The sequence below is a fragment of the Desulfovibrio sp. DV genome (assembly GCF_001936595.1).
Taxonomy (GTDB): Bacteria; Desulfobacterota; Desulfovibrionia; order Desulfovibrionales; family Desulfovibrionaceae; genus Solidesulfovibrio.
This window is the reverse complement of sequence record NZ_MLBG01000003.1, coordinates 43,825-67,427: the sequence shown is the minus strand read 5'-3', so window position 1 is coordinate 67,427 and position 23,603 is coordinate 43,825. Positions and strand designations below refer to the sequence as shown.

Genomic DNA, 23,603 nt, shown 5'->3' with positions numbered 1-23,603 from the left:
CCCTGTCAAGATGGGGCGCTTTTGGGGAAGGCCAGGGTGAAGACCGCGCCGCCCTCGTTTTGGGCAGAGACGCCGCCGCCGAGCTGCTGGGCCAGATTGAGGACCAGCTGCATCCCGAGGGTTCCGGTCTGGTTGAGGTCGAAATCGGGCGGCAGCCCCGGCCCGTTGTCGGCGATAACGATGACCACCTCCTGGCCGGTCTCGCGCAGGGCCACCTGCAGTCTGGCTCCTTCCCGGGAGGCGAAGGCGTGCTTGTGGGCGTTGGTCAACAGCTCGTTGACCGCCAGCCCGGCCGGCACGGCCTGTTCGATGGGCACGGTCACCGGGTCGAGCCGGCAGTGGATGTCAAAGCCCGGGCCGGATGTCGCCTGGCCGAAGATCTTGGGCAGGAGGTCCTGGATATAGGTGTCCAGGCGGATGTGGGAGAGATCGGCCGAGCGGTAGATTTCCTCGTGGACCAGGGCCATGGAGGCGATGCGGTTGCGGCTGACCCGGAAACTCTCCAGAGCCACCGGATCCTCGACCTGCTCGGACTGGAGGTAGAGCAGGCTTGAGATGATTTGCAGGTTGTTTTTGACCCGGTGGTGGATTTCCTTGAGCAGGATCTCCTTTTCCGCCAGGGAGGCCCGGATGGCCCGTTCGGCCTGCACCCGTTCGGTGACGTCCTTGTCCACGCCGCGATAGCCCTGGAAGTGGCCGGTTTCGTCATGCCAGGCCACGCCGCTGGTCATGAGGCAGTGGGAGGAACCATCCGCCGCCAGCCGCCAGTTGACCAGATCGCGCAGCGGCTCGCGTTTGTTCCAGGCCGCTTCGATGATCGGGCGCAGGGTCTGCTCCTCGCCGGGGATCAGGAGATCGAAAAAGCTTTTGCCAACCAGGGCACCGGGTTCGTAGCCCAGGGAATCCCGAATCTTGTCGCCGAGATGGGTGTAGCGGCCGGCGGCGTCGGCCTCCCAGATCCAGTCGGCCATGGAGGCGGTGATGTGGCCCATGCGCTCCTGGCTTTGGCGCAGGGCGGCCAGGGCCCGTTCCCGGGCGGCGTCGTTGGCGGCGAGCAGGTCGGCCATGGCATCGAGGCTGGTGGCCACCTTGGCGATGCCCGAAGGCCCGTGGGACAGGCCGGTGCGGGCCTGCTTCTCGCCCCGGCCGATGCGGGCGGCGGTGTCGGCGATGCGGTCGAGGCGTCTGGCGATGACCGCCCCGCCGACAAACCAGGCCACGCACAGGGCCAAGGCGCCGGCGGCCCCGAGCAGCAGCAGGTTTTCCAGCAGGGCCTTGCGGGCCGAAGCCAGCACGGTGCTTTCCGGCACACCCACCACAAAGGCCATGTAGGCCGGCGAAGTCGGCGACAGGCGCAGTTTGTGGAAGGCGTAATAGCGCATGATGCCGTCGGAACCCGGCAAAAGGGCCACGCCTTCGGTGCCGCCGGCATCGATGACCTGCCAGACCTCGGCCCGGATGCGGCTGCCGGGCGGATTGGTCGGGGTGGCCGGCTGGTAGAAAAGGCGGACGCCCATGCGATCACTGATGCCGAAGACCGATCCGGCCGGCATCCGCAGCTGGCTGAAGGCGGCTGCAAAGGAGTCGAGCTTGATGGAGGCCACGATCAGGCCGGCCTCGGCCCCGGAGTGGTCTTTAAAGGGCAGGACGAAGGGAAAGGCCGGGTCGCCGGAGGTGCGGCTGACGATGTATTCGCCGGCTGTAAACTGGCGCAGGGCCATGCCCTCGCGGAAATGTTTGCGGTCGCTTATATTGATGCGGCCGTAGGGCAGGCCCGAGGCAAAGATGTCGCCCTGGTCGTCGGCGGCCAGGATGTTGGCGTAGATGGGATTCTGGTTGAGCAGCGAGGCAAACAGGCCGCCGCAGGCCGCACTGTTCTTGTCCCGGAGTTCGGGCATGGCGGCCAGGGCGGTCAGGAGCAGCCGGGTGCTGTCGGTGATGCGCTCCTGGACCTGGGCCAGGGCGGCTGCGGCCCGGGAGGCTTCGGCCATGGCGTCGGTCACCAGATGGGCCCGGCGTTTGTGCCCGTCGTAGAGTTGCAGGGCCAGGGCCGGCAGCACGCACAAAAGGGCGAGCAGGACAAGGCCGCCCCGAATCGACATTGTGGAAAATGTCTTCATCCCGCGCCTCTTGCCGTCTGTGCCCGGGGGCAGGGTTGGGACGCCGGTCAGCGTCCGCTTATCCGGGCCACGAACCAGCGGGCGATGCCCAGGCCCAGGGTCAGGTTGGCCAGGCTGCGGGAGACGGCTGCGCGGCCAAGGCCCGTTTCCAGGCGCATCAACCGGCGGGAAAGTTCCCCGCGCAGGGCAATGGCCCGGCGCTTGTCAGCCAGGGCACGCAGTTGTCCGTCTAAAAACATGCCCGATCCTTTTTGAGTTCCTCCACAGATTGGGAAAAGGCCAGCGGCAGCCGGGCCAGCCGGCGGCGCAGGACGAAAAGCGTGGCCGCCCCGGCCACAAGCAGGGTCGCGCCACCGCCGGCGGCCAGGGTGAGACGCCACTCGGGCGGCAGGGCCAGGAACACGGCCAGGATGGCCAGGGCCAAGCCGGCCAGGAACAGGGCTGCGCCGAAAAACGCCAGCAGCAACAACTGGACGAGGCGGATTTTCACCTCGCGGGCTTCAAGCCCCAGGAGTTCCAGGCGGTCTACGGCGACATCCAGGGCCAGCCCGGCCATGCGCCCGGCCGTGGCCATCAGCTCCGAGAGGGCGGCGAACGTATCGGCCACGCTATTTGCGGCTCATGAACCAGCCGAGCAGCAGCCCGAGGAGAAACGAGCCGCCTACGGCGTGGTAGGGTTTTTCGTGAAGGATGCGGTCGGCGGCCTGGAGCTTTTCATCGAGGATGTCGTCGAGGTCGGCGTATTTGCTCTTGGCGGCCTCCAACCGTTTTCCCAGAAGTTCCCGGGCTTTCTGGACGCGTTCGTCAGCCTCTTCGGCCGTGGCGTCGACCAGGACGCCGGCATGGCGGATGAGTTCGCGCAGTTCTGCGGCCATCGCATCGGTGTGTGTTGTCTTTGAAGCCATCGTGTGCCTCCTTGGCAGTGGGCTCTTGCCCCATGTTCCTTCTTACTGCGAATGGGCGGCGGTTGTCTATGCAGGCGTGTCGGCAGCCGGGTCGCTGTGGCCGGCCGGTTCAAACAGGCTGGCCAGCCTGGCCAGAAACGGCCCTTTCTGGATGGGCTTGGTGAGCAACATGGCGGCCCCGGCGGCGGTGGCCCGGCTGCTTTCCTCGCGAAAGGCAAAAGCCGTGACCACCATGATGGGGGTGGCCGGGCGGCCGGCGGCGGCTTCACGCCGGCGGATTTCCTCGATCACGGTGAACCCGTCGATGTCGGGCAGCTGGATGTCCATGATCACGGCGTCAAACCGGGAGGCATCGAGCCGCTCCAGGGCCTGGGCGCCGGTATGGGCGTAGCTGACGGCCAGGGGCAGGTCTTCCAGAAAGGCCTCATAGAGCAGGCGGTTGGGTTCGCTGTCCTCGACGATGAGCAGGCTGCGCCGGCCGGCCAACTCCGGGCGGGCGTCACGGGCGGGAGCCGTCTGGGCCAGGCGGGGCGGCTGCTGTTGCCGGCTGCGGGCGTCGCGGGGCAGGGCGCAGTAAAAGGTGCTGCCGGCGCCGGCAGTGGATTCCACCCAGAGCCGGCCGTCCATGCCGTCGGCCAGCAGGGTGCTGATGGCCAGGCCCAGGCCCGTGCCGCCGTAGGCCCGGGTGGTGGAGGAGTCGGCCTGGGTGAAGGGTTTGAAGATGGTTTCGCGTTTTTCCGGATCAATGCCGATGCCGGTGTCGGCCACGCGAAAAAGCAGGTCCTCCCGGGCCAGCCGGGCCGGCAGCAGGGCCAGGCCGAGGACCACCTCGCCCTTGGCCGTGAATTTCACGGCGTTGCCGGCCAGATTGACCAGGATCTGGCTGATGCGGCCCGGATCGCCCCAGGCCTCCGTGGGCACGTCGGGGGCGATTTCGACCCGGATGGTCAGGCCCTTGGCCTCGGCCTGGGGGGTCAGCAGGGCGCTGGCGTGGTGGAGCAGGGCGACCGGATTGTAGGGCTCCCGGGCCAGCTCCAGGACGCCGGATTCGATCTTGGACAGTTCGAGGATGTCGGTCAAAAGGGCCATGAGGGATTCGCCGGCCACCTCCAGGGTGCGCAGGAAATCCTGCTGCCGGGTTGTCAGCGGGGTGCCGCGCAGCACATCCACCATGCCGAGGATGGTGTTCATGGGGGTGCGGATTTCGTGGCTCATGGTGGAGAGGAAGCGGCTTTTGGCCTGGTTGGCCGCTTCGGCCGAGTCCTTGGCCAGGCGCAGGGCTTCCTCCATGGTTTTGCGGCCGGTGATGTCCACCACGATGGAGAGCAGGCACGGCTGGCCATAGGCTTCCATGGGCGTGCACGACAGCAGGACCGTGATCAGCCGGCCGTCGCGCATCCGCAGCCGGACTTCCTTGTTGCGCACCTGCCCGTCGCGCTCGATGGTCTGCATGATGCGGTCCCGGTCGGTGGAACTGAGCCACAGGCCAAGCTCTGCCGAGCTGCGGTCGATGACGTCGCTGCGGGCATACCCGGTGATGGCGCAAAACGCCTCGTTGACGTCGAGGTAACGGCCCTCGGGCAAGGTGGTGATGGTGACCACCACCGGGGAGAGGCGGAAGATGTTGGCCAGGCGTTCCTGGCTCTGGCGCAGGGCCTGATCGGCCGCCAGTTGCTCGGTCACGTCCCGGGCGTAGATGGCCAGGTGCAGTCTGCCGCCGGGAGTGGCCGGTATGGGATAGACGGTGTTTTCGTAGACATGGCCGGCCCGTTTGTCGGTGAAGCGCTCGGGCATCCCGGTTTCCTGCACCTTGCGGTAGCGCTCCCGGCGGGCGGCGGCCACGGGTGCGTCGGTGAGCTCCAGGACGCCCCGGCCGAGCATGGATTCGACGCCCAGCCCGAAACGCTCGGCCCCGGTCTTGTTGATCATGACCACATGATAGGACTCGTCGAGGACCAGGATGGCGTCGTTTGTGGCGTTCAGGACGGCCTCAAGCATTTCGCGGTGGTGGGTGAGGTCGCGCTCGGTGGCTTTGCGGCGGGCGACCTCGGCACCCAGGCGGCGTCGCCACCACCACAGCGCGCCGGCCAGGATGGCGGCCATGCCGCCGGCCAGGAGCCAGCGTCCGGGCGGGTGCATCTGGCTGGCCCGGGCCGGGGTGGCCGCGTCGAACCAGCGGGCGGCCAGGGCGGTTTTGCGTTCCTGGGGGATGGCGTCCAGGGCCTTTTGCAGGATGCCGGCCAGCACGGCATCGGGCGAGCCCATGCAGATGGCGTTGTCGGGCCAGGGCATGGCGGCGACGATGCGCAGATTGTCAAAGCCATGCTCCCGGATGATGCCTGTTGCCGCCACGAGATTGACAAAGCAGGCATCGGCCTGTCCGCCGGCCACGGCCGCCATGGTCTCGATGGCGTTGCGTTTGAAATCGAACTGCGCCCCCAATTCGGGATGTTCGCTTTGCAGGCGTTCGTAGGCAAAATAGGTCGGGGCCACGGCCACGGTCCGGCCGGCCAGATCAGACAGGTTCCAGACCGCATCCGGGCCTGTTCGGGTAATCATGACGTAGGGATGGCTGGCGTAGGGCTTGGTCAGGTGCAAGAAGGCCCGGCGGCCGGGGGTGTCGGTGAGGCAGGCGAACAGGTCGATGCCGCCGGTCTGGGCCAGTTCCAGGGCGCGGGTGAAGGTGATGTCGAAGGCCGGGGCAAAGGTCACCCCGAGCATGGCCGTGAGGTCGGTGAGATAATCGGCGGCCAACCCCTGGTAGCGGGGCGTGCCGTCGGGGTCGCGCACGATGTTCTGGAAGGGATTCTGGCCGGCGGCCACGCCCACGCGCAGGACCGGGTGGGCGGCCAGGAAGGCCTGTTCGGTCTCGGTCAGCCGGGAGCGGATGTCGGCGACAGGCGGCGGCAGGGCTGCGGCCAGGACCGGAAGACTTCCGAAGCACAGGAGGGCCAGGAGCGTCCCGAGCAGGCACAAACGACGCATCCGGTCCGGGCAGCCGGGCCGGATGGCCACGGCCCGCGGCCGAAACCGGGCAGGCAGGCGTCCGCAGCGGTTCATGCCCGGTCGTCCCGGCGGCTACATGAAGGCGTAGGCGGTGTCGCCGTGCTGGCGGCGAACCCGGTCGATGACCGCAGCCCGCTCGGCCGAGGTCCGGCCGGCCGGGCTCGTGGCGCAGACCAGTTCGGCCGGGCTGAAGCGGTAGCCTTCCAGGATGACGAACCGGCGGCGTTCCCATTTGTTGCGGCATTCGCCAAGGGCCCAGCGGAATTGCGGGTCCTCATGCAGGCGGGCGACAAAGGCCTTGGCACTTTCAAGCGACATGATGCAGTCCTCCCCGTGAAATCGAGGGCGGTCATTGCACATCGCGCGCCAACCTGGCGGCCTGGCTGCCTTCTTAAAATAAAGTATGTCATTTTATGGTGTTGCCTGTGAATTTGCCGACACCGGCCAGTCCTGGCCGTCAGTCAGGCGATGCACTTTCTCACATTGTGGCCTGTCCTGTCGGCAAACGTCAAACAGCGCAAACACAAACCGCTCCGGTTGCGCCCTCGGGGACGTCCGGCCGCAGGCCTACTCGGGATAGTTGCTGTTGCAGTATTTGGAACACCAGGTGAGTCCAACGCCGATAGTCGGCATACAGCCGTTGAACTGATTGGGGCCGGCCAGTTCGTTGTACACGTCGTTGCAGGCGTCGTTGCAGGCTTTGCGGGAAGCGAATTTGGTCGAAATCACCTGCGAATCGTAGACATTGCACATGGTGATGGTGTCGCACGAGTTGTTGCGCCCGCCCTCGGAGGTGTAGCAGAAGCCCCGGAACTCCGAATCGGTCACCGGTTTGGGCGTACAGCCGGCACTGAGCCAGGCGAACAGAAGACAGCTGACGGCAAAAAGACACAGGCGCATGGGGTTCTCCTGTGGTGTATGGGGTGCGGGCCCTGTCCGGCCTGACGCCGGGCTTTGTCCTGGTGGCAGGCTACACCCGACGTATGTCTTTTGCCAAGGGTCACAGCCGGTTTGCCATGGGAATGTGCAAAATCTTGTACCAGCCTGGGCGGCCTTTTTCGTCCGGTACAAGATTTTGTACGTCGCCTCCGGCCTCTGGCCGCTTCCTGTTCGCTGGCAGGTGTATCTAAGGGCTTTGAATAGATTGTGTTTTTAAATTTCCAGGCGGTTTTTTCGGATTGGCCCGGCTCTTGCTCTAAGAAAAACATCCTTCCTCCACGAACACAATTTTGGAAAAAGGACTTCAGGGATGGCGACCCGGAAGTCCTTTTTCATTTATGGGGCCGGCCCGGTTCTGGTTGCCGGCTGGTTCCGGTCCTGCCGCCACGCTGCCGCCGCTGCCGTGAAAAAAAGAAACGCGCGCATCACCTGATGCGCGCGTTTTTCGTTGCCGGCCGGCAGCCGGCCGCCGGCCCAGGCGGCCCTTGGCTCCGGGCCGGCCGTTCAAATAGTTTTACCGGCCGCCCTTGGCCCAGGAGTCCTTAAGGGCCACCGAGCGGTTAAACACCCGCTTGGCCGCCGTCGAATCCTTGTCCACGCAGAAATAGCCCAGCCGCTCGAACTGGACGTTCTCGCCAACGGCAATGTCGGCCAAGGCCGGTTCGATCAGCGCGTTTGCCACAACGGTGAGGGAGTCGGGATTGAGCCAGTCCTTGAAATCGCCCTTGCCCTCGGACGGATTTTCCTTGGTGAAAAGCCGGTCGTACAGGCGCACCTCGGCCGGCAGGGCGTGGGCGGCCGAGACCCAGTGGATGGTGCCCTTGACCTTGCGGCCGTCGTCGGACCAGCCGCCCTTGGTGGCCGGGTCGTGGGTGCAGCGCAGTTCCACCACCTCGCCGGCCGAGTCTTTAATCACCTCGGTGCAGGTCACGTAGTAGGCGTGGCGCAGACGGACCTCGGCCCCCGGGGCCAGCCGGAACCATTTCTTGGCCGGCGTTTCCATGAAGTCGTCGCGTTCGACATAGAGTTCGCGGGTAAAGGGCACGGTGCGCGCCCCCATGGACTCGTCCTCGGGATGATAGGGGAAGTGGATGTCCTCCACCTTGCCCTCGGGATAGTTCTCGATGACGAGCTTGAGCGGGCGCAGCACGGCCATGAGCCGCTTGGCCCGGCGGTTTAAATCCTCGCGCAGGCAGTGTTCCAAAAGGGCCATGTCCACTTGGCTGTCGGCCTTGGACACGCCGATGCGCTCGCAGAAATCCCGCATGGCTTCGGGGGTGTAGCCCCGGCGGCGGATGCCGCTCAGGGTCGGCAGGCGGGGGTCGTCCCAGCCGGAGACCGCCTTTTCCGTGACCAGCTGGATGAGCTTGCGTTTGCTTAAGACCGTATAGGACAGGTTTAATCGGGCAAATTCGATCTGCTGCGGATGGCCGGGCACCGGCAGGTTGTTAAGCACCCAGTCATAGAGCGGCCGGTTGTTCTCGAATTCCAGCGAGCAGATGGAATGGGTGATGCCTTCCAGGGCGTCGGAAATGCAATGGGTGTAGTCGTACATGGGATAGATGCACCAGGTATTGCCCGTGCGATGGTGCTCCACATGCTTGATGCGGTAGATGACCGGGTCGCGCAGCACCACGTTGGGGCTTTGCATGTCGATTTTCGCCCGCAGCACCTTGGCCCCGTCGGGAAATTCGCCGGCCCGCATCCGCCGGAAAAGGTCGAGGTTCTCAGCCGGGGCGCGGTCCCGGTAGGGGCTGTTCTTGCCGGTCTCGGTCAGGGTCCCCCGGTAGGCCCGGATTTCCTCCTGGGTGAGGTCGTCGACGTAGGCCAGGCCCTTTTCGATGAGCTGCTCGGCAAAGGCGTAGAGCTTCTCGAAATAATCCGAGGCGTAAAACATCCGGTCGTCCCAGGAAAAGCCGAGCCAGCGCACGTCGTCCTTGATGGCGTCGACGTATTCCACTTCCTCCTTGGCCGGATTGGTGTCGTCAAAGCGCAGGTTGCAAAGGCCCCCGAAGTCCCGGGCCAGGCCGAAATTGAGGCAGATGGACTTGGCATGGCCGATGTGCAGGTAGCCGTTTGGTTCGGGCGGAAACCGGGTATGGACGCGGCCGCCCCATTTGCCGGTGCGGTTGTCTTCGTCGACAATCTGGCGGATGAAATCCCGGGCCGGAGCCGGGGCGGATTTGGCCGAATCGTCCGCGTTGGGTGCGGTCATGGCGGGACCTCGTGGATTGTATGGATGGCGGCATGGGGCCGCAAGAAACGGAAAAGCTAGGTGAAAATCGCCGGGGGGTCAAATAGGTCCGGCCCGGCCTGGACCAAAAGTGTGGCCCCATTGCCAAAAATGTCGCCATGTTGCCGGAGTCAATAATCAATTTTCCAATAATTTCGTGACATTGACATTTTGGTATTGCCCTTGCTACATGCCCGTCACTTTTGCCCAAGGCGGTAGTCATGACGCATCCGTCTGCCGAACTGTCGGAAGACGTCTTTCGGCGCATCTTTCACTGTACCCCAAACGCAGTCCTTTTGCGCGACGCCGACGGCATCGTGCTCCAGGTCAATCCCGCCTTTGAGGCCCTTTTCGGCGTGGAGGCGGCCGAGGTCGTGGGGCACGACCTGCGGGAGGTGGTGCGTCCGGCCGTGGGCCGGGGCCTCGACGGGGCCGGCGAGGTCTGGAGCCTGTCCGGCTCGGCCTTTTTGCGGGAAACCCGCTGGGGGGCGCGCGACGGCGGCACCGTGGACGTGAGCCTGTCCCAGTTCCCGGTGGGGGTGGTTGGCGGCCGCATCGTCTCGTGCGTCATCTTCCGCGACATTTCCGGCCGTCGCCGGGCCGAGGAACAGCTCGACGCGGCCGAGCGCAAGTACCGCTCCATTTTTGAAAACGCGGTGGAGGGCATCTTCCAGACCACGCCCGGCGGCCGCTACCTGGAAGCCAACCGCACCCTGGCCCGCATCTACGGCTTTGTCTCCGTCTTCGAGATGACCGAGCATTTCCGGGACATCAAAAACCAGCTCTATGTCGATCCCCGCCGCCGCGACGACTTCGTGCGCCTGCTCTCGGCCCATGACGAGGTGCACAACTTCGAGTCGCAGATCCGCAAAAAAGACGGGGCCGTCATCTGGATCTCGGAAAACGCCCGGGTGGTGCGCAACGCCGCCGGCGAGGCCGTCTATTACGAGGGCACGGTGGTGGACATCACCGACCGCAAGCGGGCCGAGGAACAGCTCGCCGCCCAGCGGGCCTATTTCGACCAGCTTTTTGCCAATTCGCCCCAGGCCATTGCGCTCATTGACATGCACCGCAACATCGTCGACGCCAACCGGGCATTTGAAGATCTCTTTGGCTTCAAGGCCGAGGAGATCAAGGGCTTCGGGATGCGCACCTATATCGTGCCCGAGCATCTGCTTGGCGAGTGCGAGAGCACCCGAAACGCCATCCTGTCCGGGAGCCCGCTGGTGCGCGAGACCTTCCGCCTGCACCGCGACGGCCGGCTCATCCCGGTGTCCATGATCGGCTTCCCCATTGAAATCGGCGGGCGCACCCAGGGCATCGTCTACATCTATCAGGATATTTCCGAGCGCAAGGCCTTTGAGGAGCAGATCACCCATCAGGCTTTCCACGACGCCCTGACCGGGCTGCCCAATCGCAGCCTGTTTGCCGACCGCCTCGACCGGGCCCTGACGCGCGGCAAGCGCCGCAGCAACTACCAGTACGCCGTGCTCATGATTGATCTCAACAAGTTCAAGGGTATAAACGATACCCTGGGGCATCAGGCCGGGGATCAGCTGCTCATCGAGGTGTCGCGGCGGCTGTTGTCCTGCGTGCGCACCATGGATACCGTGGCCCGCCTGGGCGGGGACGAGTTCGCCATCATTTTGGAGGAACTGAAGTCCCAAAAGGAAGTCATGACCGTGGTCGAGCGCATCGGCACGGTCCTGGCCAGGCCCTACGGCCTTTGTGGCGCAACGGTCACGCCCGGGGCCAGCATCGGCATTGTGCTGCGCACCCGGGAGTATGAACGCGCCGAGGACATCCTGCGCGACGCCGACATCGCCATGTACCGGGCCAAGGAATCGGGCCGCACCTCCATGATCTTTGACCGCCAGATGCACCAGGAGATTCTCGACGCCATCACCCTGGAGGCCGATCTGCGCGCCGCCCTGGAGAGGGGCGAGCTGCTGCTCCATTACCAGCCCATTGTCGATGTCCAGAGCGGGCGGATCGAGGGATTCGAGGCCCTGGTGCGCTGGGACCATCCGGTGCGGGGGCTGGTGCCGCCGGTGCGGTTCATTCCCCTGGCCGAGGAGACCGGGCTGATCCTGCCCCTTGGCCGGTTCGTCATCAGCGAGGCCTGCCGCCAGTTGCGCGACTGGCAGCTGGCGATGCCCGAGGCCGGGGCGCTTTCGGTCAGCGTCAACGTGTCCTGCCGCCAGTTCGTCAAGGACGGGCTGGTGGAGCATGTGTCCGGGGTTCTGGCCGAAACCGACCTGGACCCGGCCTGCCTCAAGCTTGAAATCACCGAGTCGGTGCTCATGCACGACGCCCAGCATACGGCCGGCGAGCTCAACCGTTTGAAGGCGCTTGGCGTCAAGATCGCCATTGACGATTTCGGCACCGGCTATTCCTCCCTGTCCTATCTGCGCCAGCTGCCCATCGACCATCTCAAGATCGACCGGTCCTTTATCAGCGGCGACGACTGCAACGGCGAGAGCCAGGAAATCGTCAAATCCATCATCGCCCTGGCCCGCAGCCTGGGGTTGACCGTCATTGCCGAGGGGGTCGAGCATCAGGACCAGCTCGACAAGCTGCGCTTTGCCGACTGCGACAAGGCCCAGGGCTTCATGTTCTCGCGTCCGGTGGACAAGGACGCGGCCCTGCTGCTGATTCGCCAGGCCCTGGACGGCGGCTGCGGCTGCTCGCCGGTCTAGGGTTGCCTTTGGGAAATGCCGTGGCGCTGCTTGGCGCGCCAGTCAGTTTAAGTGGCCGTTTTTATACGTAAAAAATAGAACTGCTTTTTTGCGGACGCCACACAGGGCCGGCGGGTTATGCCGGGGAGGCTGCCCCGCCCGGCCGGCAGGACCGGCGGATGCGGTTGGTTCTGGCCCATCCCTGCTTCCCGGTATCGGGTTGCGGCCATGGCTTTGGCGGCCAGGTTCCGGTCTGGCCCCTGTGGCCGCAGGCCGCCAGAGGGGGCCCGCGCGAGCCTTTGCCAAACAGTCTTTTGGTCTTGTGCGCCGCGCGTTTGGCTTCTTGTCCCGGTTGTTTTTTCGGCCGGTTTCCCGAATGACCCGTTATCCGTGTAACCGTGTGCTCGCGGCCGGCGTCTTTTATTATGAGCAGGGTCGACAGGCTTTGATCTGACGAACGGTCCGGCAGGCGGCTGACGCTTTGCCGACACATTTTATGAAGGCAGCCGATGCAGGAATGCATCGGCTGCCTTTGCTTTGTGTGTAATGGTGTGGAGCAGGACGTCAGGATGACGCAAAAGATACAGTTTTTTTGAAAAAGTATTGTTGAAAAAAATATCTTGCAGACCTAAACAGGCCATGATTCCAGCCGATAGGTTCGCATACAAAAGGAGGTTGCCATGGCAGCCATCGATACGTCCCTGTCCCTGTACGCAAATACTTCGCAAACCATGACGTCTTCAAGCGCAAGCCTCACGGCCACCGCCAAGGCGGCCTCGGACGGTTCGTCTTCGAGCACTTCCGCTTCCGGCGACACCGTGACCATTTCCGACGAGGCCAAAGCCCTGGCCTACAGCCTGGCCACGGGCCAGACAGCCAGCAACGCCAATGCGGCCACGGCCACGGACGCCACCGGAACCGAAGCCGAAGAAACCGATGACGCCTCGGCCACCGGCACGGCCGCCACCGCGACCGCATCGGCTGGCGCGGCCTCGGCCAAGGGCAGCGGCGGGGCCATGCAGGCCGGCTCGGGCAACAGCAGCGATTCGGAGGACGATTCGGAGGACACCACCACTTCGGACGAACTCAAGGAACAGATCCAGCAGGTACAAAAGGAAATTGAGAAGCTTGAGAGCGAGCAACTGCCCGAGGACGAAAAGAAGACGCAGAAGCTGGAGTTGCAAACCGAATTGGCCCAACTCCAGACCGAGTACGCCGAGGCGCTCCAGAATGAAGACAGTTCGAGTTCGTCGAGCAGCGGCAACACCGCGGCCACGACCCTTGGCGGCTCGGCCTGATGCCGTCCATTGGGAGAGGGGGGAGAGGCCTTCGGCCGCCTGGAAGAAGAGCGGGAGATGCCTCCGGCGGCCGGGGGCCTGAGGCCCCCGGACCCCCCAAGGGATGAAGGGGGGAGGCGCGTTGCCAAGGCAATGGGCGAAGCGGGCCGGACAAGACGGGAAGATGCCTTACGCGGCCAAGGGAATGCCCCCTTGGCCCCGCAAGGCATCTTCGTTTTGGCCCTGCGTCCTACAGTGCCGCCGGCTCGCTGAAGCAGATCCGGTCGTCGTATTCACCCTGCTTGCCCACGTTGAACGCGGATTTGGGGCGGTAGTAGCCCATGACCCGGGTCCAGATCTCACAGGCCTGCTCGCGGCCTTCGGCGGCGCAGGTGGGGCAGGAGACGTGTTCGCCGTCGAGGTAGCCGTGGATGTCGCAGATGGAAAACGTCGGCGTCACCGTGACATAGGGCAGGGCGAAGCCGGACAGGGCGCGCTGCACGAGCTTTTTGCAAGCCTCGGCGCTGGAGATGCGCTCACCCATGTAGAGGTGGAGCACCGTGCCGCCGGTGTATTTGCGCTGGAGCTCCTCCTGCCGGGACAGGGCCTCGAAGGGATCGTCGGTGAACCCGACCGGCAGCTGGGAGGAGTTGGTGTAGTACGGTTTTTCCGGCGTGCCGGCCTGCAGGATGGCCGGGAAGCGCTTTTTGTCCTCGCGGGCGAAGCGGTAGGTGGTGCCTTCGGCCGGGGTGGCTTCCAGGTTGTAGAGGTGGCCGGTTTCTTCCTGGAAGACGGTCATGCGGGCGCGCACATGGTCGAGCAGGCGGACGGCCATGGCGTGGCCGGTTTCGGTGGTCAGGTCATCGGAGCCGCCGGTGAAGTTGCGGATCATCTCGTTTATGCCGTTGACGCCGATGGTCGAGAAGTGGTTGCGCAGCGACCCGAGGTAGCGCTTGGTATAGGGGAAAAGGCCGGCGTCCATGCGGCGGCTTATTTCCTTGCGCTTGATCTCAAGGCTGGTGCGGGCGATCTCCAGCAGGGCGTCGAGGCGGGCGAGCAGGCCCTTTTCGTCGCCGCGATGGGTATAGCCCAGGCGGGCGCAGTTGATGGTGACCACACCGACCGATCCGGTCTGCTCGGCGCTGCCGAAAAGGCCGTTGCCGCGCTTTAAGAGTTCGCGCAGGTCGAGCTGCAGCCGGCAGCACATGGACCGCACCATGTTGGGGGTGAGGTCGGAATTGAGGAAATTCTGGAAGTAGGGCAGCCCGTACTTGGCCGTCATCTCGAACAGGATATCCACATTGGGCGACTCCCAGGGGAAATCCTTGGTGATGTTGTAGGTCGGGATGGGGAAGGTGAACACCCGGCCCTTGGCGTCGCCGGCAGTCATGACTTCGATGTAGGCCCGGTTGATCATGTCCATCTCGGCCTGCAGGTCGCCGTAGGTGAACGGCATCTCTTGGCCGCCGATGACCGGGTGGTCCTTGGCCAGATCCTCCGGGCAGGTCCAGTCAAAGGTCAGGTTGGTAAAGGGCGTCTGGGTGCCCCAGCGCGAGGGCACGTTCAAGTTGTAGATCAACTCCTGGATGCACTGGCGCACTTCGGCGTAGTCGAGATTATCCTTGCGCAGAAACGGGGCCATGTAGGTATCGAAAGAGGAAAAGGCCTGGGCGCCGGCCCATTCGTTTTGCAGCGTGCCCAGGAAGTTGACGATCTGGCCTACGGCGCTGGAGAGATGCTTGGGCGGCTTGGCCTCCACCTTGCCGGGCACGCCGTTGAGGCCCTCGGTCAAAAGCATCCGCAGCGACCAGCCGGCGCAGTAGCCGCACAGCATGTCGAGGTCGTGGATATGGACGTCGCCGTCGCGGTGGGCCGCGCCGACTTCGGGCGGGTAGACGTGGGAAAGCCAGTAGTTGGCCACGACCTTGCCCGAGACGTTTAAGATCAGGCCGCCCAGCGAATAGCCCTGGTTGGCGTTGGCCGAGACGCGCCAATCCTGGCGGTCGAGGTATTCGTTGATCGAAGCGGCCACGTCCACCACGGTCTTTTTGTCTTCGCGCAGCCGGGCGCGCTGTTCGCGGTAGACGGAGTAGGCGCGCATGGTGCGGAAATGGTTGGCCGAGACCAGCGCCTGCTCCACGATGTCCTGGATGCGCTCGATGTCCGGAATCTGGCCGATGAAGCGGTGGGAAAGGACTTTGACGGCCTGGGCGGTCAGGAGCCAGGCTTCGTCCTCGCCGAACTCGCCGGTGGCTGCGCCGGCCCGGCGCACGGCCGAGAGAATCTTGTCCACGTCAAAGGCGACGATCTGCCCGTCGCGTTTGCGGATGCGCGAGGGTACGGCGGCAACGGCCGGCTGATCGGTCCGCAGGGGGCCATTGGCTTGGGCGGTGGTGGGGTGATCAGAAAAAAGGGCCAGATTGCCGTGTTCCATCGGCTCGGACATGCGTGTTCTCCCTGTCGAGGCTATTTGCAAAAAGGGGGGGCGGACGGCAGCCACAGGACGCGCGCGGCGTCATGGCAGGCCGGGCAGCCCTCCCGCGAGGCTCCCAGGTCGGACGCCGGTTGTGGGCAACCGGCGGGCGTTGGCAGGTCTTCGGACTTGCGAACATGGCGGCCGTATTCGGGCCGGATTTCTAGTACCCGCCGCTTCCCGGACCGTGTGGTGGTCCAGTGCTTTTGGCGGGGTTCGTTTTCGCTCACCGCTGCGGGGCAGTTCCGGATTTCAACCGGATTCCCTCTTACGGTTCCGCTGTCGGCGGGTTGCCGACAGGCGGACACCAACGCAGCCAAGTTATATGGGATTATGATTGCCTTGTGTCAACGGGTGGGGCGGGTAGTGTGAGAAGGGGATAAAGGGAGGAATAAAAAGGGCTAAGAGCGTTAGGAACAATCCGTCGTCAGGAAAATTATCCATATATTCAGGCTATTGTCTTTGTCTTCAAGTTTTACGAATTGACGGTGGAATTTTCCTGCGGAGCTGCTGCCTGCCCCGGAGTATGGCTGCGCAGCCACCTGGGGCCGGGGGAACCCTGGGCTGGGTTTCGGGGGAGGGGAGCCGGGAGAGGCGGGGCTCTCCCGGATTTCGCCGGGGTTGGTGGAAAATGATCCGTCCGGGCAGTTGCGGCCGTGCCCATGCCCAGTTCGTCGCAGTCGGCCAGATAGGCAGCGGCGGCCGGGTGGACCGGGCCGGAGGGGCGTGCATGACGGTGTCTGTATCGAGCCAGCCTTATGGCGCGGGGATGGCGACCTGGTCGTCGTCAAACCGGGCGCTTGCTGCCCCGGGATGGCAGGCCACGCAGTTGGCCAGGGAATTGACGCTCTTGCGGGCAAGGACCTCGGCCGAAAGGCCGCGGTGCTTGTGGAGAATGTAGGGGATGTCGGTGATCCTGGCCGGCACTGTGCCACTTAGGCTGTGGACGATCCGCCGGCCGAGCTTCATGGGGGTCACGTCTGCTGCGTTGGTCAGCAGATAGCCGGACACAGTGTTTTTTTCCTGGTCCGACAAAACGACGGCACTGCCGAAGTGGTCGTCCAATCGGGAAAGAATTTGTTCCCAGGACGGGCGCGGCAGCAGTTGCGGCACGTAGGCGACGTGGCAGCCGCCACAGGAAGCGACGTAATCGCTGTTCACCACAAAGCCGGTGCCCTGTGCCTCATTGTGGCGCTTGCCGCGTCTTTGCGGCCCATCGTCAGATTGCCCGTGTCGATACCCGTTCCCGGGGTGATCGCCAGCCGCGGAGAAGGCTGGAAGCAGGAACATGCCTGCAACCAACGCCAGTTGGAGCATGAGGGTTCTAATTGGCATAGGTGTCTCTCCTGCCTATTTCTGGGCCACTCAGACGGGCTGGGCGGAATTGGCTTGGGTCCCGTCCTTTGTCCCAAACACAGCGTCGAGAATCGTTGCAAGAAATCCCCGGATTGTTTCTTCCACGATCTGCGGGATCATTTGAACCACATAGGCCAGCGCATCGAACAGGCTCGTGAAGCCCTTGATGCTCGCGTTTTCCTGGAGCTTGGTGGAAGACGGCCAGATGCTCAGGATGGAAATTGACCCATTAGAGACGTAGGCAAAGGCGTTTTTTTCAAAAATAGCGGCATACTTTGGTTCGATGCAGACGGGAATCTGACGGGGCTTGGGCCCCTCGCCTTTGGGGGGCAGGACGCGCCCGATGGTGTTGCCTTTGGCTGTAATGGCATACGGGGCGTCAGGAGCCTTTTGGGCGAAATCAATATTATACAATTTGCAGGAATCCTGCGCCGCAGCCTGGGTGGCGGACAGGAGACAGGCGATGAGCAGCATTGCAGGGACAGAAACAGGCCAAGTATTTTCCATGATTCCTCCGGTGAATCTTTGCTGCACAGCGAGGATAGGCACAATCATCACTAGCTTTTCTCTGACAATGTGCAAGAAAAATGTTGAACTGCCATTGAGCCTCAATATCATTGGGCGTTGTCGATGGTGATTTCCAGTCTCATTCGGCCGTCTGCGGTGGTTGTGCGCCCTCTGTGCCCTTACTTGTGGCCAATGGGCCGCTTCGCCCAAGGTGTTTGACAAATGCTGCGCAACGGCAGAATGTTATTGTAGCTGGAGTTCCCCCCTTTCAGCGTCGGGGTGAAAGCCGGGTCTGAGGCCTGGGACCGGCCCGGCAAGCAGTCGGCCGCCCGGACGTGCAAGGCGGCGCAACCCTTTTGTGGCGAAAGCGGACGGTCTCAACGACAACGTCGTCCTGCGTCTGCATGTTCGCAGCGATTTGCAAAGGAGATGGGCATGACAAATGAAGCGTCTTCGGATGGCAAGCAACGCTATACGTTCATTTGCTCCAAGGGGACCCTCGACGGGGCCTATCCGTCACTCATCCTGGCGCTCAATGCCAGACGTCTGGGGCATGAAGTTTTCCTGTTTTACACCTTTATGGGCATAAACGTCGTACGCAAAGGCTACCTGTCCAAGCTCAAATTCCATCCCCCCGGGTTCCTCGGCGCCATTCCGGGCATGGCCTCCCTGGCCACGAACATGATGGAAAAGCAGATCGAGGAAGCCAATATCCCCAGTCTTGAGGATCTCTTCGAGATGGCGCAACTGGAAGGGGTCAGGATTTACGGCTGCAAGATGACGCTGGAAATGATGAAGATCCCGGAGAGCGATTTGATCGAAGGGGTGGAGATCATGAACGCGGAACAGTATCTGAAACTGGCCGGAACCTGCGCCATCAATATGTTCACGTAAATGCCCCGGAAACGTTGTCCGGAAAGGAACAGGCCATGGCCGCTCATGAGCGGTGGCACGTTCCCGGGATTGTATCCGAAAAAGGGAGCCATGTTTCCATGGCTCCCGGGCAATCAAGAGGCTGTTTGGCGCGTTGCGCCGGGAAACTAGTCGTCCAGGCAGTTGTGGCCGTGGGCCATGCACAGTTCGTCGCGGTCGGCCAGATTGCCGGCCAGATAGGCGGCGGCGGCCTCGTGGACCGGCCCGGAAGCGCCGCGAATGACGGTCATGCCGGACTGGCGCAGCTTGTTGGCCGCGCCCTGGCCCATGTTGCCGGCAATAAGCGTGGTCACGCCCATGCCGAGCAGGTCGTTCACCAGATTGGACTTGCAGCCGCATTCGGCCGGCGGGGCAAAGGTCTCTTCAGCGGCCACGGTCTTGTCCGGGCCGATGGTCAGCACGGTAAAATAGCCGCAGTGGCCGAAGTGTTCGTCCACCTGCCCGTCGCGGGAGGGGATGGCGATCTTGGTCATGCACGTACTCCTTGGAAGCGTCTGGCGCATTCCCTGTGATTTACCCCGGCAGCGTACCGGAATTGTCCGGGCCTTGGAAGCCCCGGCCGGGCGGGCTGCTTTGGCGTCATCGTCCGGACCCGGCCGGTTGCCTGGACCCGTCGCTTTCACCCCGACTCCCCGTCGGCTTAGCCCGGCCCGGCCACGCAGGCCGTGGCAAAGCCGCCATAGGCCATAAGCGCCTTGGCCGTGGCGGCCGCGTCGCGGTGGACCACGCCCCGGATGCCCAGGGTGGCCGCCACCTCCACGAACATGGCCCGGTCGTCGATGTAGGCGGCGTCGGCCGGGTCGGTCTGGGCGATGTCCAGGGCCACGCGGAAGATGTCGGCGTCGGGCTTTCGCATGTGGACAAAACACGAGGACACGAAGGCATCGACAAAGCACTCCAGGCCAAAGGCCTTGATGCGGTACTGGTTGAGCTCGCGGCCCTCGTTGTTGACGATGACGATTTTGATGCCGTAGCGGGTTTTGAGGCCGCGCACGTAGCTGAGCATGTCGGCCAGGGGCTTGGAGCGCGACAGCATGAAGTCGCGAAAGGTCCCTTTGTCAAAGGCGCGCGGCGTGTAAAACACCGTGCGGTCCAGGTACTCGTCGAGCGAGAGCTTGCCTTCCTCGTAGGCGTCGAAGGTCAGGTGGTGGCGCTCGTCGGTTTCGGCCGCGTCCAGGCCGAAGGTCCGGGCAGCCTCGGCCCGGGCCTGCCGGTCCCAGCCGTTGGTCAATAAAACGCCGCCGACATCGCAAAAAAGCGTGGTGATGGGCCGGGTCACGGGTGTCTTGCTCCCTGCTTGGGGTGGCGGCGGCCGGAAGGGCGGGCCTGGCCCGTATAGACCCGGTTTGCCCCTTGGCGTCAAGGCGCGGGCGGGTTGCGGCGACGGCGAAACAGGCCCGTTTCGTGGACCGGCACGGTGCGCCAGTTGCGGGTGATGGCCAGGACGCGGAGAATGAAGGTGAAGAGGATGGTGCCAAAGGCGGCGGGCAGGGGCGGTACGCCAAGGCTCTGGCGCAGGAAGGGATAGGTCAGGCAGCCGAGCAATGCGGCCAGACCGTAGAACTGGCCCGGCCGGAAGACCATGGGCTCCTCGCGCATGAGCACGTCGCGCAGGATGCCGCCGCCGCAGGCATTGACCGTGCCGACCAGCACGGCCGGAGCGAAATCCAGGCCAAAGGCCAGGGATTTTTCCATGCCGACCACAGCGTAGGCCCCCAGGGCCGCGGCATCGACCAGGGCCACCAGCTTTTCGGATAAAAGCGCCCGGCGGCCGAAAATGAGGCAGGCCACAGCCGCAGCCGCCACGGCGTAGAGATAGTCCTGGTTGCGCACCACGGCCGGCACGCCCGATTGCAGGAAGATGCCGTCGCGTATGAGCGCCCCGCCGACGCCGGTGGCCAGGGACAGGCCAAGCAGGCCCACCAGATCGAATTCCCGGCGGATGGCCTCGATGGCCCCGGTTGCGGCCATGAGAAACACGGCGAAAAGATCGAGATAGAGCGGCAGCTCGAAACTCTGGTCCATGGCGATGGACCTCCTTGCCAAAGAGGTCCGCCCCGGGGCGGAATTCCCGGGGCGGGGGGCGGTATGTAGGGCTGCGGCTGCCCGGCGTCAAGAGGCCTTATGTCGCGCCGGACGCACCAGGGCCAGCAGGTGGCGGCCGGTGCGCGGCAACATCACCACGAATACGCCGGCATAGAGGAAGCTGAAGAAGAAATGGACCTGGCTGCCCGAGAGGTGGCCCGGGAAGAGGTTCCAGAAGGCGTCGGGCACGGCCGGGGCCAGGAACTGGCCGAGAAACAGGCCGAAAAGGAGCATGGCTCCCCGGATGTCCAGGCGCAGGCCGGCCAGCAGGCCGACGGCCAGCAACGACTGGGCGGCGGTGAGCATGATTTCGTGCATCTGCACGCCGTCCAGGGGAATGGGCACGCTGAAGCTGCCCGAGGACACGCCGTAGACGCCCGGAATCATGCCGACAAGGAGCGTCCACTGGTTGAGCTTGGAGGAAATGAGGCTTCCAAGGGCCATGCCGCCCATGCCGCGCAGGGCGAACATGACGGCCACGATGACCTCCGGGGCTTCCGAGGCAATGGGGGCCAGCCACTGGACCAAGAGGAATTCGTTGACCCCGACGATGCGGCCGGTGGCGACGAGGCCTTCGCTGAAGGCCTCGGCATTGGCCACGATGACTCCGGCGGCAAAAAGAAACAGGGCCAGGGTGGACAGCCGGCGAAGCCCTTTGGGCAGCGCGCCGATGACGCAGGCCACCCCTTCAAGCTCGGGTTCCTCGCATTCGCGCCGGGCCGCAATGATGATGTAGACGATGTAGAGGCTGACAAGCACCACGCCGTCCACCCAGGTCAGCGACCCGGACAGCGGGATGGAGATGGCGTAGGCCGTGGCCAGTCCGAGAAAGAGCACTTCGGTGCGGCGTTCGCCTTCGAGTATCACCGGTTTGCGGGTGCGCCACCAGACCAGGAAGGCGACCAGGGTCCAGGCCACGCCGATAAGGAGTCGGTTGGCCCCGGTCATGTTGGCGATGGCGTAGTGGGCATAATCGGACTCGGGCTGCTGGCCGGCCATCCAGGTGAAATACATGTCCACGGCGTATTCCGGCAGCACGGCAATAAGGGCCACGACGGCCAGGGCCAGGGCTTGCGGGATGTCGGTCTGGGCCACGTCGCAGGCCCACAGGAGCAGAAAGGATGCGCCGAGAATGGCCAGTCCGGCCAGGGCGGCGGTGGCCGGCGGCGAGGGGTGGATGGACAGGAGGAAGCAGGCAAGTCCTGGCAGGGTGGCGGCCACGGCCAGATACAGGGGCAGCAGTTTTTTCATGGTCTCTCCTCGATGTTGACGCGGCCAAAAAAAAAGACCTTGGCACGCGCGTATGCATGCCAAAGGTCTCGCTGGCCGGCTCCGAGGGACCGACGACAGGGCCAGGCGGCAGACGCGCCGCAGTGATGTTGACCCTGATCCGAAACAGCTACTCCCCTTTGGGAGCAACCAAGGTAGGCGTTCGGGGAGTGGCTGTCAACTGCGGCCGGCCCTTGACGTTTGGCGCGGCGGTCGCATAGTTGTTTTGTCCGGACAATGTCCGGATATCCGGTAGGGTCATTGCTTGCAACGAAGAAGCGGAGGGAATGGTATGCAGCCTGGGACGGAAGCGAAATCCGAGCGCATCGATCTGCGCACGACGGCCAGCGCCAAGCGCGTGTTGCAGGAGGCGGCTAGCGCCAGACACAAGACGGTGACGGAATTTGTTTTGGACGTGGCCCTGGCGGAAGCCGCCACGGTGTTGGCCGGGCAGCGGCTTTTTTCTCTTGATGCGGCGCAGTGGGCGGCGTTTCAGGCGGCGCTTGATGCGCCGACCACGCGCCGGCCCCGGCTGGAGGCGCTCCTGCGCGAACCGAGCGTGTTCGAGTGACCGGGGCGGCTATGCTCCCGCTGTCTGCGGTCGTGAAGCTTGGGAACGGGCACGACACGCAGGGCTTTGATTGCGGCCGGGAGGAACTCAACCGCTTTCTCAAAAAATTCGCCCTGCCCGGCGGCCAGGCCAACAGCGTCCAGACCTACGTGGCTGCGCGCGGCAGCGTGGTCGTGGGCTACTATAGTCTGGCGGTGGGGGCGGTGGAGCACGCTGCCGCACCGCAGCGGGTGGGCCAGGGGCTGGCCCGCCACGCCGTGCCGGTCATGGTGTTGGCCCGTCTGGCCGTGGATGTGGGCGAACAAGGAAAGGGGCTTGGAAAAGGGCTGCTCAAGGATGCGCTCATCCGCACGGCGCAAGCCGCCGACATCGCCGGCATCCGGGCGCTTTTCGTCGCGGCCAAGGACGATGCGGCCAGGGCGTTTTACGAGCGTTTCGACTTCGACCCCAGCCCGGCTGATCCATGCCATCTTTATCTGGTCATGAAGGACGTCAAGAAGCTGCTGCGCTAGGCCGGCCGCAGCGGCATTGCGAGGATGGAGGCCGGCCGCCGCCTACTCCGCCGCCCCGGTCAGCTGCAACTGGATCTTTTCGGAAAAAAGATAGAGCGCGTCGATGACAAAGGCGTATTCCGGCGCTTCCTCGCGCCAAAGGACCATCAGATTTTTGATTTGTTCCCGGGCCGCCGCCAGTTCGGCCGTGGTCTCGGCGTTGTTGATGGCCGCCAACGCTTCCAGATATTCGTCGCTCAAATAGGCCGTGACCAGGGCTTTGGCCACGCGTTCCTTGTCAATGCCGTCCCAGACTCCGGCAGCCATAGGCGCTCCTTGTTGAGTAAACAGGTGGTGGGGTGGACTGGCTGCGCAATCAGCGGGCCTCGCGCCAGACGGCCTGGGCGTTGTTGCCGCGCGCGTCGCATATCCGGTACTCGACGCGCTTGCCAAGAAGGCGCAGCCAGGCAAACAGTGTTTCCAGTGAAACCCGGTCGATATCGCCGCGCAACACCTTCGATAGCGTCGGCTGCGTGGTGTTGAGTTGTGCCGCAGCCATGCGTTGGGTCAGCCCCTGGCTCTTGAGCGTTCGGCGCAGTTCAATGGCCAGACTGGAGCGCAATCCCAATTCTTCGGCGTTGTCGAGTCCGAGGTCAGCGAAAATATTGCCGCTGCTTTCTTCGTACCCTTGGTCGGATGCCATTTCCTATTTCCTCCACGTCCGGGCCACGCATGGGGCTTTTTCGTGTCTGAGCCACAA

The 23,603-nt window shown here is 64.1% G+C and carries 23 protein-coding genes and 1 riboswitch; of the genes, 6 read left to right on the top strand and 17 right to left on the bottom strand.

Annotation, left to right across the window (positions count from 1 at the left end; translation table 11 throughout):
* Positions 1 to 5 precede the first annotated feature (5 nt).
* The 7 genes from DVDV_RS01615 to DVDV_RS01585 form a co-directional block, all read right to left on the bottom strand.
* Positions 6 to 2,120 (bottom strand): histidine kinase dimerization/phosphoacceptor domain -containing protein, encoded by a 2,115-nt coding sequence (locus DVDV_RS01615; RefSeq protein WP_075352981.1) that lies wholly within the window; start codon positions 2,118 to 2,120, stop codon positions 6 to 8.
* Between the two features lie 47 nt (positions 2,121 to 2,167).
* Entirely contained in the window at positions 2,168 to 2,359 is a 192-nt protein-coding gene (locus DVDV_RS01610) for a hypothetical protein (RefSeq protein ID WP_075352980.1), read from the bottom strand.
* Entirely contained in the window at positions 2,350 to 2,727 is a 378-nt protein-coding gene (locus DVDV_RS01605; RefSeq protein ID WP_083634540.1) for a phage holin family protein, read from the bottom strand. The genes DVDV_RS01610 and DVDV_RS01605 overlap by 10 nt, the downstream gene beginning before the upstream one ends.
* Position 2,728: 1 nt before the next feature.
* Entirely contained in the window at positions 2,729 to 3,025 is a 297-nt protein-coding gene (locus DVDV_RS01600) for a DUF883 family protein (protein WP_075352979.1), read from the bottom strand.
* A 66-nt stretch (positions 3,026 to 3,091) separates the two neighbouring features.
* The gene (locus DVDV_RS01595; protein ID WP_075352978.1) at positions 3,092 to 6,085 is read right to left on the bottom strand and encodes a PAS domain S-box protein; all 2,994 of its coding nucleotides are present in this window, start codon (positions 6,083 to 6,085) and stop codon (positions 3,092 to 3,094) included.
* Positions 6,086 to 6,103: 18 nt separating this feature from the next.
* A complete protein-coding gene (locus DVDV_RS01590) occupies positions 6,104 to 6,349 on the bottom strand; it encodes a Nif11-like leader peptide family natural product precursor (RefSeq protein WP_075352977.1) in 246 nt (81 codons plus the stop codon).
* A gap of 249 nt (positions 6,350 to 6,598) precedes the next feature.
* Entirely contained in the window at positions 6,599 to 6,931 is a 333-nt protein-coding gene (locus DVDV_RS01585; RefSeq protein ID WP_175577040.1) for a hypothetical protein, read from the bottom strand.
* 349 nt (positions 6,932 to 7,280) lie between these two features.
* Here DVDV_RS01585 and DVDV_RS23725 point away from each other — a divergent pair, with 349 nt between their 5' ends.
* Entirely contained in the window at positions 7,281 to 7,403 is a 123-nt protein-coding gene (locus tag DVDV_RS23725) for a hypothetical protein (protein WP_303046317.1), read from the top strand.
* Between the two features lie 81 nt (positions 7,404 to 7,484).
* Here the strand turns inward: DVDV_RS23725 and DVDV_RS01580 are convergent, their stop codons facing one another.
* Entirely contained in the window at positions 7,485 to 9,185 is a 1,701-nt protein-coding gene (locus tag DVDV_RS01580; RefSeq protein WP_075352976.1) for a glutamine--tRNA ligase/YqeY domain fusion protein, read from the bottom strand.
* 239 nt (positions 9,186 to 9,424) lie between these two features.
* Between DVDV_RS01580 and DVDV_RS01575 the strand changes: the two genes are divergently transcribed.
* A complete protein-coding gene (locus DVDV_RS01575; protein WP_075352975.1) occupies positions 9,425 to 11,902 on the top strand; it encodes an EAL domain-containing protein in 2,478 nt (825 codons plus the stop codon).
* A gap of 659 nt (positions 11,903 to 12,561) precedes the next feature.
* Positions 12,562 to 13,179 carry a hypothetical protein gene (locus tag DVDV_RS01570; protein ID WP_075352974.1) on the top strand — a complete coding sequence of 206 codons (618 nt, stop codon included), beginning with the start codon at positions 12,562 to 12,564 and terminating at the stop codon, positions 13,177 to 13,179.
* Between the two features lie 229 nt (positions 13,180 to 13,408).
* Here DVDV_RS01570 and DVDV_RS01565 read toward each other — a convergent pair whose 3' ends face one another.
* From DVDV_RS01565 to DVDV_RS01555, 3 genes are all read right to left on the bottom strand, one after another.
* Complete coding sequence (locus DVDV_RS01565) at positions 13,409 to 15,604, bottom strand: ribonucleoside triphosphate reductase (RefSeq protein ID WP_217694111.1); 2,196 nt, start codon at positions 15,602 to 15,604, stop codon at positions 13,409 to 13,411.
* A gap of 123 nt (positions 15,605 to 15,727) precedes the next feature.
* Positions 15,728 to 15,958, bottom strand: a riboswitch (cobalamin riboswitch).
* A gap of 429 nt (positions 15,959 to 16,387) precedes the next feature.
* On the bottom strand, positions 16,388 to 16,795 hold the full coding sequence (locus DVDV_RS01560; protein ID WP_254845186.1) for a diheme cytochrome c: 408 nt from the start codon (positions 16,793 to 16,795) through the stop codon (positions 16,388 to 16,390).
* A 201-nt stretch (positions 16,796 to 16,996) separates the two neighbouring features.
* The gene (locus DVDV_RS01555) at positions 16,997 to 17,542 is read right to left on the bottom strand and encodes a hypothetical protein (protein ID WP_139311474.1); all 546 of its coding nucleotides are present in this window, start codon (positions 17,540 to 17,542) and stop codon (positions 16,997 to 16,999) included.
* A gap of 387 nt (positions 17,543 to 17,929) precedes the next feature.
* Here DVDV_RS01555 and DVDV_RS01550 point away from each other — a divergent pair, with 387 nt between their 5' ends.
* Entirely contained in the window at positions 17,930 to 18,388 is a 459-nt protein-coding gene (locus DVDV_RS01550) for a DsrE/DsrF/DrsH-like family protein (RefSeq protein WP_139311473.1), read from the top strand.
* 146 nt (positions 18,389 to 18,534) lie between these two features.
* Here DVDV_RS01550 and DVDV_RS01545 read toward each other — a convergent pair whose 3' ends face one another.
* The 4 genes from DVDV_RS01545 to DVDV_RS01530 form a co-directional block, all read right to left on the bottom strand.
* Entirely contained in the window at positions 18,535 to 18,900 is a 366-nt protein-coding gene (locus DVDV_RS01545) for a NifB/NifX family molybdenum-iron cluster-binding protein (RefSeq protein ID WP_075352970.1), read from the bottom strand.
* Positions 18,901 to 19,067: 167 nt separating this feature from the next.
* Positions 19,068 to 19,706 carry an HAD family hydrolase gene (locus DVDV_RS01540; protein WP_075352969.1) on the bottom strand — a complete coding sequence of 213 codons (639 nt, stop codon included), beginning with the start codon at positions 19,704 to 19,706 and terminating at the stop codon, positions 19,068 to 19,070.
* A gap of 80 nt (positions 19,707 to 19,786) precedes the next feature.
* On the bottom strand, positions 19,787 to 20,452 hold the full coding sequence (locus tag DVDV_RS01535) for a trimeric intracellular cation channel family protein (protein WP_075352968.1): 666 nt from the start codon (positions 20,450 to 20,452) through the stop codon (positions 19,787 to 19,789).
* A gap of 87 nt (positions 20,453 to 20,539) precedes the next feature.
* Positions 20,540 to 21,763, bottom strand: a complete 1,224-nt coding sequence (locus DVDV_RS01530; RefSeq protein WP_075352967.1) for a sodium:calcium antiporter — start codon at positions 21,761 to 21,763, stop codon at positions 20,540 to 20,542.
* A gap of 310 nt (positions 21,764 to 22,073) precedes the next feature.
* Here DVDV_RS01530 and DVDV_RS01525 point away from each other — a divergent pair, with 310 nt between their 5' ends.
* Together DVDV_RS01525 and DVDV_RS01520 are read left to right on the top strand one after the other, a co-directional pair.
* The gene (locus DVDV_RS01525; protein ID WP_075352966.1) at positions 22,074 to 22,352 is read left to right on the top strand and encodes a DUF1778 domain-containing protein; all 279 of its coding nucleotides are present in this window, start codon (positions 22,074 to 22,076) and stop codon (positions 22,350 to 22,352) included.
* Positions 22,353 to 22,363: 11 nt separating this feature from the next.
* Positions 22,364 to 22,864 (top strand): GNAT family N-acetyltransferase, encoded by a 501-nt coding sequence (locus tag DVDV_RS01520; protein WP_075352965.1) that lies wholly within the window; start codon positions 22,364 to 22,366, stop codon positions 22,862 to 22,864.
* Between the two features lie 42 nt (positions 22,865 to 22,906).
* On the opposite strand, the gene DVDV_RS01515 is transcribed toward DVDV_RS01520, so the two are convergent.
* Both DVDV_RS01515 and DVDV_RS01510 read right to left on the bottom strand, forming a co-directional pair.
* Complete coding sequence (locus tag DVDV_RS01515) at positions 22,907 to 23,170, bottom strand: hypothetical protein (RefSeq protein ID WP_075352964.1); 264 nt, start codon at positions 23,168 to 23,170, stop codon at positions 22,907 to 22,909.
* 49 nt (positions 23,171 to 23,219) lie between these two features.
* The gene (locus tag DVDV_RS01510; RefSeq protein ID WP_075352963.1) at positions 23,220 to 23,546 is read right to left on the bottom strand and encodes a helix-turn-helix domain-containing protein; all 327 of its coding nucleotides are present in this window, start codon (positions 23,544 to 23,546) and stop codon (positions 23,220 to 23,222) included.
* Positions 23,547 to 23,603: the final 57 nt, after the last annotated feature.

Coding starts and splice junctions, on each gene's coding strand:
- DVDV_RS01610 (WP_075352980.1), bottom strand. CDS start 2,359: ATGTTTTTAGACGGACAACTGCGTGCCCTGGCTGACAAGCGCCGGGCC.
- DVDV_RS01600 (WP_075352979.1), bottom strand. CDS start 3,025: ATGGCTTCAAAGACAACACACACCGATGCGATGGCCGCAGAACTGCGC.
- DVDV_RS01515 (WP_075352964.1), bottom strand. CDS start 23,170: ATGGCTGCCGGAGTCTGGGACGGCATTGACAAGGAACGCGTGGCCAAA.
- DVDV_RS01510 (WP_075352963.1), bottom strand. CDS start 23,546: ATGGCATCCGACCAAGGGTACGAAGAAAGCAGCGGCAATATTTTCGCT.
- DVDV_RS01520 (WP_075352965.1), top strand. CDS start 22,364: ATGCTCCCGCTGTCTGCGGTCGTGAAGCTTGGGAACGGGCACGACACG.
- DVDV_RS01530 (WP_075352967.1), bottom strand. CDS start 21,763: ATGAAAAAACTGCTGCCCCTGTATCTGGCCGTGGCCGCCACCCTGCCA.
- DVDV_RS01615 (WP_075352981.1), bottom strand. CDS start 2,120: ATGAAGACATTTTCCACAATGTCGATTCGGGGCGGCCTTGTCCTGCTC.
- DVDV_RS23725 (WP_303046317.1), top strand. CDS start 7,281: ATGGCGACCCGGAAGTCCTTTTTCATTTATGGGGCCGGCCCGGTTCTG.
- DVDV_RS01580 (WP_075352976.1), bottom strand. CDS start 9,185: ATGACCGCACCCAACGCGGACGATTCGGCCAAATCCGCCCCGGCTCCG.
- DVDV_RS01565 (WP_217694111.1), bottom strand. CDS start 15,604: ATGTCCGAGCCGATGGAACACGGCAATCTGGCCCTTTTTTCTGATCAC.
- DVDV_RS01525 (WP_075352966.1), top strand. CDS start 22,074: ATGCAGCCTGGGACGGAAGCGAAATCCGAGCGCATCGATCTGCGCACG.
- DVDV_RS01555 (WP_139311474.1), bottom strand. CDS start 17,542: ATGATTGTGCCTATCCTCGCTGTGCAGCAAAGATTCACCGGAGGAATC.
- DVDV_RS01550 (WP_139311473.1), top strand. CDS start 17,930: ATGACAAATGAAGCGTCTTCGGATGGCAAGCAACGCTATACGTTCATT.
- DVDV_RS01545 (WP_075352970.1), bottom strand. CDS start 18,900: ATGACCAAGATCGCCATCCCCTCCCGCGACGGGCAGGTGGACGAACAC.
- DVDV_RS01575 (WP_075352975.1), top strand. CDS start 9,425: ATGACGCATCCGTCTGCCGAACTGTCGGAAGACGTCTTTCGGCGCATC.
- DVDV_RS01585 (WP_175577040.1), bottom strand. CDS start 6,931: ATGCGCCTGTGTCTTTTTGCCGTCAGCTGTCTTCTGTTCGCCTGGCTC.
- DVDV_RS01590 (WP_075352977.1), bottom strand. CDS start 6,349: ATGTCGCTTGAAAGTGCCAAGGCCTTTGTCGCCCGCCTGCATGAGGAC.
- DVDV_RS01535 (WP_075352968.1), bottom strand. CDS start 20,452: ATGGACCAGAGTTTCGAGCTGCCGCTCTATCTCGATCTTTTCGCCGTG.
- DVDV_RS01570 (WP_075352974.1), top strand. CDS start 12,562: ATGGCAGCCATCGATACGTCCCTGTCCCTGTACGCAAATACTTCGCAA.
- DVDV_RS01595 (WP_075352978.1), bottom strand. CDS start 6,085: ATGAACCGCTGCGGACGCCTGCCTGCCCGGTTTCGGCCGCGGGCCGTG.